We start from the raw sequence: 10311 nt of genomic DNA, 5'->3' as shown, positions 1-10311 counted from the left end.
CCGTGTACGCCGTGCCCAAAGCGCTGGCGCGTCTGGGCCTCACAGTCAACGACATCGACCTGTGGGAGCTGAACGAAGCGTTTGCCGTGCAGGTGCTTTACTGCCGCGACAAGCTGGGCATCCCAGCCGACCGGCTGAACGTCAACGGCGGCGCGATTGCGGTGGGCCACCCTTACGGCGTGTCAGGCCAACGCCTGACGGGTCACGCCTTGATTGAAGGCAAACGCCGTGGTGCCAAGCGCGTGGCGGTGACCATGTGCATTGGCGGCGGCATGGGCGCTTGCGGCATTTTTGAAGTGCTGTGATGCCCGTGGCTGTTGACGCCTGATCAACACCAAGGCGGTCGGTTTGCAGCTGACCGCCTTTTTCTTTGTCTGTTTTTTAAACCGGGATGATGCGACATGAGCCTGCGCCCCACCGTTGATTTTTTGCTGCACGACTGGCTGAAGGTTGAAAGCCTGCAAAGCCGCGAGCGTTTTACCGACCACTCGCGTGAAACCTTTGACGCCGTGCTCGACACCTGCGAGCGCATTGCCCGCGAGAAGTACGCGCCTTTTAACCGCCTGGTCGACACGCAAGAGCCGCACTTTGATGGCGAAAAAGTCATCTTGCCGCAAGCCACACACGACGCCTACAAGGCCTATGCCGAGTCGGGCATGTTGAGCGCCGCACAGGACTACGAGATCGGTGGCATGCAGCTGCCCTACACCGTGGAGGCGGCGGCCAACGCGTTTTTTGCCATGGCCTCGGTCAGCATTGGCTCAGGCATGCTGACCAGCGGCAACGCCAATTTGCTCATGGTGCACGGCACCGATTTGCAAAAGCAGGTGTTTGCGGCCAACGAATTCAATGGGCGCTTCTCAGGCACCATGTGCCTGTCTGAGCCGCAAGCGGGCTCGTCGCTCAGCGACGTGACCACCCGCGCCACGCCCGATGGTGCAGACTTTGAATCCGATGCCTTGGGGGCACGCTACCGCCTCAAGGGCAACAAGATGTGGATCTCCTCGGGTGAGCATGAGCTCTCCGAAAACATCATCCATTTGGTGTTGGCCAAGATCCCCGATGCCAATGGCCAGTTGGTGCCGGGCGTTCGCGGCATCTCGCTGTTCATCGTGCCCAAAAAGATGGTGGACACGAATGGGCAGCTGACGGGTGAGCGCAACGACGTGGCGCTGGCCGGCCTGAACCACAAATTGGGCTGGCGCGGCACGACCAACACGCTGCTGAACTTTGGTGAGGGCAAGTACCCGGTGAGAGGTGACACAGGTGCCGTGGGCTACTTGGTCGGCAAGCCCGGTGAAGGCCTGCGCTGCATGTTCCACATGATGAACGAAGCCCGCATTGGCGTGGGCATGGCCGCCACCATGCTGGGCATGGCCGGTTATTACGCCAGCTTGGACTACGCCAAAAACCGCCCTCAAGGCAGACCCACCGGGGCAGGGGGCAAGGACGCCAGCCAGCCCCAAGTTCGCATCATTGAGCACGCCGACATCAAACGCATGCTGTTGGCGCAAAAGGCTTACAGCGAAGGCGCTCTGGCTTTGGCCTTGTACTGCGCCCGCCTGGTGGACGAGCAACACACCGGCACAGCCGAAGACGCCGATGTGGCGCGCCTGCTGCTGGAGGTGCTCACGCCCATCGTCAAGAGTTTCCCCAGCGAGTGGTGCCTGGAAGCCAACAGCTTGGCCATCCAGATCCACGGCGGCTACGGCTACACGCGGGATTTTCCGGTCGAGCAGTACTGGCGCGACAACCGCCTGAACATGATCCACGAGGGCACCCACGGCATCCAGGCGATGGACTTGTTGGGCCGCAAAGTGCTGATGGAAAACGGCCGAGGCCTGCAGCTCTTGGCCGAGCGCATGTTGGCCACGGCCGCCAAAGCCGAATCGGGTTGGGGCCCAGAGGCAGCCGCTTTGCGCGATGCCCTGCATCAAGTGGGCCAAGCCACCCAACAAGCCTGGGACGGTGCCCAGCCTGCGCAAGCCTTGGCCAACGCCGTGCCGTATTTGCAGGCCTTTGGCCACACGGTCATCGCCTGGATCTGGCTCGACGTGGCCAACAGCCTGGGCAACGACCACAGCCCTGCTGCGGTGGGCCGGCGCGCCGCTTGCCGCTACTTTTTCCGTTATGAGCTGCCCAAGATCGGGGCTTGGCTGGCCGTGGTCAGCAGCCGCGACGCCACTTGCGCCGACTTGCCCGAGGACGCGTTCTGATGATCCGCCACATCGTGATGTGGAACCTCCAGGACCACGCCGAGGGGGCCGACAAAGCCACCAATCTGGTCAAGGCCAAGGGCTTGCTGTTGTCGTGCGCCCAGGTGGTGCCCGGTATTCGCGCTTTTGAAGTCGCCACCGCCACGCCCGGCATGGACTGCACCAACGACTTGGTGTTGCACATGCTCGTCGATGACGCGCAGGTGCTAGCGGCTTACCAGAATCACCCCGATCATGTGGCCATCAAACCCTTCATGAAAGCGGTCGTGCAAGAGCGCCGCTGCATGGATTTCAACGTCGAATAAAAGGAGCCAACCGATGACACGCACTGTTCAACAACTTTTTGACCTGACCGGCCAAGTGGCCTTGGTCACGGGCGGCTCTCGTGGCCTGGGCCTGCAAATGGCGCATGCCCTGGGCGAAGCCGGTGCCAAGATCATGCTCAGCTCGCGCAAAGCGGCCGATCTGGAAGCCGCTGCTGCCGAGCTGCAAGCGGCGGGCATTGATGCCCGCTGGATTGCCGCCGACTGCGGCAAAGAAGAAGACATCCGCCGCCTGGCCTTCGAGACCATGGAGCGCATGGGGCAAATCGACATTTTGGTGAACAACGCCGGTGCCACATGGGGCGCTCCAGCCGAAGACCACCCGGTTGAGGCCTGGGACAAGGTCATGAACCTGAATGTCCGCGGCTATTTCATCTTGTCGCAAGAAGTGGCCAAGCTGTCGTTCATTCCGCGTGGCAAAGGCCGCATCCTGAACGTCGCCTCCATCGCCGGTTTGGCGGGCAACCCGTCTGAGATGAAGACCATCGCCTACAACACCTCCAAAGGTGCCGTGGTCAACTTCACCCGCGCATTGGCGGGCGAGTGGGGCGAACACGGCATCACCGTCAACGCCATTTGCCCGGGCTTTTTCCCCAGCAAGATGACCTACGGCCTGCTGGAAAAACTGGGCGCAGACAAGATGGCCCAAGGCGCGCCGCTGCGCCGCCTGGGCGACGACGAAGACCTCAAAGGCCTGGCCTTGTTGTTTGCATCGGACGCGGGCAAACACATCACCGGTCAATGGATGGCGGTCGATGGCGGTGTCAGCGCCATCATCGGCGGCTGATGGGAAAGCCCTTGAACATGAGCATTCCGTTTGGCGCCAAGATCCCCTTTGTAGACCACCTGGGTTTTACGCTCGAAAAGTTTGAAGGCGGCGAGTCCGAGCTGCATTTCGCGCCGCGCCCCGAGCACTTCAATTCATTCGATGTCACACACGGCGGTGCCGTCATGACCTTTCTCGACGTGATCATGGCCACCGCTGCCCGCAGCGTGGACCCCGACATGGGTGTGGTCACCATCGAGATGAAAACCAGCTTCATGCGCCCCGCCAAAGTGTTGGCTGGCCAAGCCCTGGTGGGCAAAGGCCATTTGCAACACCGCACACGCAGCATGGCCTTCACCGAAGCCAGCGTGTTCGATGCCCAAGGCCAACTCTGCGCCCACGCCACGGGCACCTTCAAATACGTCAGCCGTCGCGAAACCGCTTCACCTTCCACCGATTAACGCTTTCAAATTCACTGGAGTCACACATGCCCATCAACCACCGCATCGTTTTGGACAACCGCCCTCAGGGCGAGGCCACCGCCAACAACTTCAAGATGGTCGAATTGCCATTGCCTGAACTCAAAGAAGGTGAAGTTCTGGTGTGTCACCACTACCTGAGCCTCGACCCCTACATGCGCGGCCGCATGAACGAGAGCAAAAGCTATGCCGTGCCCCAGCCCTTGGGTGACGTCATGATTGGCGGCACCGTGGGCGAAGTGGTGGACAGCCGCCACCCCAAGTTCAAAGCCGGTGACCAAGTCGTGGGCATGGGCGGCTGGCAAGAGTACAGCGTGGTCGATGCCAACGTGTTCGGCGCACTGCGCAAAGTCGACACCACCCATGTGCCGCTGTCGCACTACCTGGGTGCCGTGGGCATGCCTGGCGTGACCGCTTGGTATGGCCTGGTCAAAATCATCAACCCCAAAGCAGGCGAGACCGTCACGGTGAGCGCCGCCAGCGGCGCGGTGGGCAGTGCTTATGGTGCATTGGCCAAGGCCCGTGGCTGCCGCGTGGTGGGCATTGCAGGCGGTAAAGATAAATGCGACTACGTGGTCAAGGAGCTGGGCTTTGACGCCTGCATCGACTACAAGGAACACAAGGACTACATCAGCTTGTCCAAGGCGCTGCGCGAAGCCTGCCCGAACGGCATCGATGGCCACTTTGAAAACGTCGGTGGCATGGTGCTCGACGCCGTGATGCTGCGCACCAACGCCTTCGCCCGCATCGCGGTGTGCGGCATGATCGCTGGCTACGACGGCGCGCCCCTGCCCATGGCCAACCCAGCCCTCATTTTGGTCAACCGCATGAAGATCGAAGGCTTCATCGTCAGCGAACACATGGAAATCTGGCCCGAGGCCCTGCAAGAGCTGGGCACCTTGGTGGGCACCGGCAAGCTGCGCCCCCGTGAATCCGTGGCCCCAGGCTTGGCCGCTGCGCCCGAGGCTTTCCTCGGCTTGCTCAAGGGCAAGAACTTCGGCAAGCAGCTGGTCAAACTGGTCTGAGGCTGGCCGTATGTCCGATCTGATCCTGCACCACTACCCAACCTCGCCGTTTGCCGAGAAGATCCGGCTGGTTTTGGGCCACAAACAACTGGCCTGGAAAAGCGTGTTCATCCCGATGGTCATGCCCAAGCCCGAGCTGACAGCGCTCACGGGCGGTTACCGCAAAACCCCGGTGTTGCAGATCGGTGCGGACGTGTATTGCGACACGGCCCTGATTTGCGATGTGCTGGAGCACATTGCGCCCACGCCCAGCTTGTACCCCGCGGGTGTTGAAGGCAATGCCCGCATCGTGGCGCAATGGGCCGACAGCGCCTTGTTCACCGCCGCCATGGCCTACAACTTTCAGCCCGCAGGCGTGGCACAGGTCTTTGCCGGTGCGCCTGCAGAAGGCGTGCAGGCCTTTGTGGCCGACCGCACGGCCATGCGCAGCGGCGCGGCGCGCATGTCGCCCGCCGAAGCGACCCCCACCTACCAAAGCTATCTGCGTCACCTGGCCAACATGCTGCAAGGGCAAGACTTCTTGCTCGGCGCACAAGCCAGCTTGGCCGACTTTGCCGCCTATCACCCGTTGTGGTTCACGCAAGAGCGCACGCCCGCCTTGGCCGGTATTTTTGACGCGACACCCGAGGTCAAATCTTGGATGGCCCGCATGAAAGCCATCGGGCAGGGCACACCCGGCAAGTGCCATGCCGCAGAAGCTCTGCAAGTGGCCCACAACGCCACGCCAGCGGCTTTGCAAGATCAAACTTTTCAGGACGCACACGGCATCGCCCTGGGCAGCCAGGTCGTGATCGCGGCCGACCACTTTGGGCTGGAGCCCACCGAAGGCGAATTGATCGCCGCCACCCGCACCCGTTACACCCTGCGCCGCAGCGATGCGCAGACCGGCACGGTCCATGTTCACTTTCCTCGCGTGGGATTCACTTTGAAAAAGGCCACACCATGATTGACAACTTCCAAGGCAAAACCGCCGTCTTGACGGGTGCAGGCTCGGGCTTCGGGCTGGAATGCGCCCGCATCGGTGCCAAACTGGGCATGAACCTGGTGCTGATCGACGTGCAGCAAGACGCACTCGACAAGGCCGAAGCCGAAATGACCGCCCAAGGCGCGCAAGTGCTGGCTCGCAAAGTGGATGTCTCCAACGCCCAGGCCATGGAACAGCTGGCCACCGACGTGCAAGAGCGCTTTGGCGCACCGCACTTCGTGTTCAACAACGCGGGCGTGGGGGCAGGGGGCTTGGTTTGGGAAAACTCGGTCGCCGACTGGGAATGGGTGCTGGGCGTCAACCTCTGGGGCGTGGTGCACGGCGTGCGCTTGTTCACGCCCATGATGCTTGCCGCCGCCAAGGCCGACCCGGCTTACCGCGGCCACATCGTCAACACCGCCAGCATGGCCGGTTTGCTCACTGCGCCCAACATGGGCATCTACAACGTCAGCAAACACGCCGTGGTGGCTTTGACAGAAACCCTCTACCAAGACCTGCACTTGGTGACCGACCAAGTCAGCGCCAGCGTCTTGTGCCCTTATTTTGTGCCCACCGGCATCAGCCAAAGCCAACGCAACCGCCCCACCGATCTGGCGGCTGACAAACCCACAGCCAGCCAATTGATTGGCCAAGCCCAAAGCGACAAAGCCGTCAGCAGTGGCAAAGTGTCAGCGGCCGATGTGGCCCAAAAAGTGTTTGATGCCGTTGCCAGCGACCAGTTTTACATCTACAGCCACCCCCAAGCGCTGGGCAACGTGCAAAGCCGCATGGAAGCCATCGTGCAAGGCCACAACCCGCCCGACCCGTTTGCAGCACGCCCCGATCTGGGCGACAAGCTGCGCAATGCATTGCGCGGATGCTGAACCGATGGCCGGTTTTATCGGTGATAGTGGCCTTCAAAGCAGTGCCTGAGTTCGTGGCCTAAGGCCACATGGCTGGTCAACGGGCCGGTGACCACCGTGCATTCTGCTTTGAGGATGTCCCAAATGGCGCAGGCCACGGGAGGGGTTAAGTAAGCCTGTTGGCGTCCCATGCTGTACGCATGGGCGCAGACGTGTGCCACATCGTCACGCACTTCCCAGTTGATGCGCACCTGATTCATGATGCGGTGCTGGGCAGGCATGACGTTGAATGGGATGAATTCGTGAGCCGCGACTTTGTGGCTTGCCACTGTTTGGCATCCGCTCACTGTTAACAGCAGGATGGTCAAGAATGCAAAGCGTAAGAAGGCAGACCGAAAAAAAGATGAAACAACAACCGCTTTGCGCATGATGAGAATGTATGAATTGGCAAATTGTATATCAAATACAACAATTTCTAATTAAAAAGACCCTAAAGTCATGAATGTTTCATCGGTGTGTGCTTATCAACGGTGGAAATTGCCTTCGAAGCAATGGCGCAACTCGTGACCCAGCTCAACGTGGGAAACTTTTTTGCCTGTGATGATCACGCATTCATTGCTGGCCACATTCCACATCGCGCAGGCCAGCGGGGGAGTCATCCAGGCTTGTGTGGTCGTGAGCTTGGCGGCCCGGCTGCAGACTTCTGAGACGTTTTCACGAACTTCCCAACGGACTTTGACGTCGTTCATGACTCGGGCATGCTTGGCTACGGGCACGAAAGACTCCAACTCGGAGACCGGCAAAGATGGACCTTGCACCGAGGCGCAGCCAGTCAACACCAGCAACACACCGGCTGCGCAAGCCAAGGCCAAACGGCGAGTGGTGTGGCGAATTGCGGATTTGTTGAAAATTGTCATTTTTTACTCCAATATTGTTAAAGTCATCAATGGAGCAGAGTTTACATATTTGCTATAAAGATTTCAATTTTGTGGATTAAATACCCACAAATGTTGTTTTTATGTGGAAATTCACAAATACCAACGGATGAAGGGCTTGTACTGTGTTTTTTGATGATTTATGCGGTTTTTGGGTGCCCTAGGCTTGACCTTGGCCGGCTCGCGCGGCCCAACTTGAGCGCTGTGGCAAACTCACGCCCTTTGTCAGAGGTGAGCGCCGCTGAAGCGCCAAAAGAGCAATGCAAAAAATCCTGGCCCAACTGGCCGCAGAAATCCGAATCCGCCCAGACCAAGTCAAAACCGCTGTGGAATTGCTGGACGGTGGTGCCACCGTCCCCTTCATTGCCCGATACCGCAAAGAAGTGACCGACGGGCTGGACGACATCCAGCTGCGCGAGCTGGAGTCGCGCCTGGGCTATCTGCGTGAGCTGGAAGACCGCCGCGCTGCGGTGATCAAAAGCATCACCGAGCAGGGCAAGATGACGCCCGATTTGCTGGCCGCCATCGACGCCGCGCCGACCAAACAAGAGCTGGAAGACCTGTATTTGCCCTTCAAGCCCAAGCGCCGCACCAAGGGCATGATTGCCCGCGAAGCCGGGCTGGAGCCCTTGGCCGACAAGCTGTTTGTTGACCCGCGCCTTGACCCGCATGCCGAAGCGCAAGCCTTTGTGTTGGCTGCAGGCGCGATTGAAGGCGCGGACTTCACCACCACCGCCGCTGTGCTCGACGGCGTGCGCGATTTGCTGAGTGAGCGTTGGGCTGAAGATGCGTCACTGGTGCAAGCTCTGCGCGAATGGCTGTGGAACGAAGGCCTCTTCAAAAGCAAGCTGGCCGACGGCAAGGACGAGAACAATGCCGATGTGTCCAAATTTCGCGATTACTTTGACTACGACGAGCCCATTGGCCGCGTGCCCAGCCACCGGGCGCTGGCCGTCTTCCGTGGCCGCGCGCTGGAAATGCTGGACGCCAAGCTGGTTCTTCCTGTTGAACCAGAACCCGGCAAGCCCAGCATCGCCGAAGGCAAGATCGCCATGCACCTGGGCTGGAGCCATGCGGCCCGCCCCTCGGACGACCTGATCCGCAAATGCGTGGCCTGGACTTGGCGCGTCAAACTCAGCCTGTCCACCGAGCGCGACCTGTTCACCCGCCTGCGCGAAGACGCCGAAAAGGTCGCCATCAAGGTGTTTGCCGACAACCTGCGCGACCTATTGCTGGCCGCGCCCGCTGGCCCCCGCGTCGTCATGGGCCTGGACCCAGGCATCCGCACGGGCGTGAAAGTGGCCGTGGTCGATGCCACGGGCAAGCTGGTCGACACCTCCACGGTGTACCCGCACGAGCCGCGCAAGGACTGGGAGGGCTCGCTCTTCACCCTGGCCAAGCTGTGCGAAAAACACAACGTGAACCTGATCGCCATTGGCAATGGCACCGCCAGCCGCGAGACCGACAAACTGGCGGGTGACCTGATCAAACAACTCGCCCGATTGCGAGAAGGTATTCGCGATGGGGTGGAGATCACGAAAGTGGTGGTCAGTGAGGCCGGCGCTTCGGTGTACTCGGCCAGCGAATTTGCCAGCCAGGAAATGCCCGACGTGGACGTGAGCCTGCGTGGCGCGGCCTCCATTGCCCGCCGCTTGCAAGACCCGCTGTCAGAGCTGGTCAAGATCGACCCCAAAGCGATTGGTGTGGGCCAGTATCAGCACGACGTGAACCAAAGCGAGCTGGCCAAAACCCTGGACGCGGTGGTGGAAGACTGCGTGAACTCGGTGGGCGTGGACCTGAACACGGCCAGCGTGCCTTTGCTGACCCGTGTGTCGGGCCTGTCGGGCAGCGTGGCCAAGTCGGTCGTGCGTTGGCGTGATGCCAATGGCGTGTTCAAGACCCGCCAAGATTTGCTCAAAGTGACCGGCCTGGGTGCCAAGACTTTTGAGCAAAGCGCTGGCTTTTTGCGCATTCGTGGCGGCGACAACCCGCTGGACATGACCGGCGTGCACCCCGAAACCTACCCGGTGGTCGAGCAGATCATCGTCAAAACCGCCAAGCCGATTCAAGAGATCATGGGCCGTTCGGACGTTTTGAAAACCCTCAAGCCTGAGCTGTTTGCCAACGACAAGTTCGGCGCGATCACCATCAAGGACATCTTGGGTGAGCTGGAAAAACCCGGCCGCGACCCACGCCCCGACTTCAAGGTGGCGCGCCTGGCCGATGGCGTGGAAGACATCAAAGACCTGAAAGAAGGCATGACCTTGGAAGGCACCGTGAGCAACGTGGCCCAGTTCGGCGCTTTTGTCGATTTGGGCGTGCACCAGGACGGCTTGGTGCATGTGAGCCAGCTGGCCAACAAGTTTGTGACCGACGCCCGCGAGGTGGTCAAGACCGGCGACATCGTCAAAGTGAAGGTGCTCGAAGTCGATGTGGCCCGCAAGCGCATCAGCTTGACCATGAAGCTCGACGCTGCACCTGCCCGCCGCGATGGCCCGAGAGACAACAAGTTTGAAGGGGCAGGGCGGGACAACCGCCAGCGTGGCGGCGGATCGGTTGGGGGTTATACCTCGCCCCCAGCCGCTGGCTCCGGTTCTGCCATGGCCAGCGCTTTTGCCAAATTGCAAGGCCTTAAAAAGTAAAAGGCATGCAAGCCCTTCACATCCACGCCGGCCCCAAGGCCCTGGCCCACATCCGTGAACACGGTTTGCGGCCCGAGCACATTGGCGTCATTCCGGGC

Annotated in this window: 10 protein-coding genes and 1 pseudogene; 9 read left to right on the top strand and 2 right to left on the bottom strand. The window is 60.6% G+C overall.

The window, feature by feature from the left end:
* The 8 genes and pseudogenes from Q0341_RS10670 to Q0341_RS10635 all read left to right on the top strand — a co-directional run.
* Positions 1 to 305: pseudogene (locus Q0341_RS10670) on the top strand (acetyl-CoA C-acyltransferase); the annotation flags it as partial.
* Between the two features lie 96 nt (positions 306 to 401).
* Positions 402 to 2216 (top strand): acyl-CoA dehydrogenase, encoded by a 1815-nt coding sequence (locus Q0341_RS10665; RefSeq protein ID WP_299513021.1) that lies wholly within the window; start codon positions 402 to 404, stop codon positions 2214 to 2216.
* On the top strand, positions 2216 to 2521 hold the full coding sequence (locus Q0341_RS10660) for a Dabb family protein (protein ID WP_299513020.1): 306 nt from the start codon (positions 2216 to 2218) through the stop codon (positions 2519 to 2521). The genes Q0341_RS10665 and Q0341_RS10660 overlap by 1 nt, the downstream gene beginning before the upstream one ends.
* 13 nt (positions 2522 to 2534) lie before the next feature.
* A complete protein-coding gene (locus Q0341_RS10655) occupies positions 2535 to 3326 on the top strand; it encodes an SDR family oxidoreductase (RefSeq protein ID WP_299513018.1) in 792 nt (263 codons plus the stop codon).
* 17 nt (positions 3327 to 3343) lie between these two features.
* Complete coding sequence (locus tag Q0341_RS10650; RefSeq protein WP_299513017.1) at positions 3344 to 3766, top strand: PaaI family thioesterase; 423 nt, start codon at positions 3344 to 3346, stop codon at positions 3764 to 3766.
* 26 nt (positions 3767 to 3792) lie between these two features.
* Positions 3793 to 4809: an NADP-dependent oxidoreductase gene (locus tag Q0341_RS10645; RefSeq protein ID WP_299513016.1), complete on the top strand. Its 1017-nt coding sequence runs from the start codon at positions 3793 to 3795 to the stop codon at positions 4807 to 4809.
* A 10-nt stretch (positions 4810 to 4819) separates the two neighbouring features.
* On the top strand, positions 4820 to 5755 hold the full coding sequence (locus Q0341_RS10640) for a glutathione S-transferase family protein (RefSeq protein WP_299513015.1): 936 nt from the start codon (positions 4820 to 4822) through the stop codon (positions 5753 to 5755).
* A complete protein-coding gene (locus Q0341_RS10635; RefSeq protein ID WP_299513014.1) occupies positions 5752 to 6657 on the top strand; it encodes an SDR family oxidoreductase in 906 nt (301 codons plus the stop codon). Before Q0341_RS10640 ends, Q0341_RS10635 begins: the two co-directional genes overlap by 4 nt.
* Before the next feature lie 14 nt (positions 6658 to 6671).
* Here Q0341_RS10635 and Q0341_RS10630 read toward each other — a convergent pair whose 3' ends face one another.
* Both Q0341_RS10630 and Q0341_RS10625 read right to left on the bottom strand, forming a co-directional pair.
* A complete protein-coding gene (locus Q0341_RS10630; RefSeq protein WP_299513013.1) occupies positions 6672 to 6917 on the bottom strand; it encodes a hypothetical protein in 246 nt (81 codons plus the stop codon).
* A gap of 243 nt (positions 6918 to 7160) precedes the next feature.
* Positions 7161 to 7553 carry a hypothetical protein gene (locus tag Q0341_RS10625; RefSeq protein WP_299513011.1) on the bottom strand — a complete coding sequence of 131 codons (393 nt, stop codon included), beginning with the start codon at positions 7551 to 7553 and terminating at the stop codon, positions 7161 to 7163.
* 278 nt (positions 7554 to 7831) lie between these two features.
* Here Q0341_RS10625 and Q0341_RS10620 point away from each other — a divergent pair, with 278 nt between their 5' ends.
* Positions 7832 to 10213, top strand: coding sequence for a Tex family protein (locus Q0341_RS10620; protein WP_299513010.1), 2382 nt, complete (start codon positions 7832 to 7834; stop codon positions 10211 to 10213).
* The last annotated feature ends 98 nt before the right edge of the window (positions 10214 to 10311 follow it).

Source organism: uncultured Limnohabitans sp. (genome assembly GCF_937889215.1).
In the GTDB taxonomy this organism is placed as follows: Bacteria; Pseudomonadota; Gammaproteobacteria; order Burkholderiales; family Burkholderiaceae_C; genus Limnohabitans_A.
Note: the sequence above shows the minus strand (reverse complement) of the source record. Positions and strands in the feature narration are given on the sequence as shown.

Excerpts from the sequence above, each read along its gene's own strand:
- Q0341_RS10620 (WP_299513010.1), top strand. The coding sequence starts at position 7,832 with ATGCAAAAAATCCTGGCCCAACTGGCCGCAGAAATCCGAATCCGCCCA.
- Q0341_RS10630 (WP_299513013.1), bottom strand. The coding sequence starts at position 6,917 with ATGCCTGCCCAGCACCGCATCATGAATCAGGTGCGCATCAACTGGGAA.
- Q0341_RS10665 (WP_299513021.1), top strand. The coding sequence starts at position 402 with ATGAGCCTGCGCCCCACCGTTGATTTTTTGCTGCACGACTGGCTGAAG.
- Q0341_RS10625 (WP_299513011.1), bottom strand. The coding sequence starts at position 7,553 with ATGACAATTTTCAACAAATCCGCAATTCGCCACACCACTCGCCGTTTG.
- Q0341_RS10650 (WP_299513017.1), top strand. The coding sequence starts at position 3,344 with ATGAGCATTCCGTTTGGCGCCAAGATCCCCTTTGTAGACCACCTGGGT.
- Q0341_RS10660 (WP_299513020.1), top strand. The coding sequence starts at position 2,216 with ATGATCCGCCACATCGTGATGTGGAACCTCCAGGACCACGCCGAGGGG.
- Q0341_RS10640 (WP_299513015.1), top strand. The coding sequence starts at position 4,820 with ATGTCCGATCTGATCCTGCACCACTACCCAACCTCGCCGTTTGCCGAG.
- Q0341_RS10635 (WP_299513014.1), top strand. The coding sequence starts at position 5,752 with ATGATTGACAACTTCCAAGGCAAAACCGCCGTCTTGACGGGTGCAGGC.
- Q0341_RS10645 (WP_299513016.1), top strand. The coding sequence starts at position 3,793 with ATGCCCATCAACCACCGCATCGTTTTGGACAACCGCCCTCAGGGCGAG.
- Q0341_RS10655 (WP_299513018.1), top strand. The coding sequence starts at position 2,535 with ATGACACGCACTGTTCAACAACTTTTTGACCTGACCGGCCAAGTGGCC.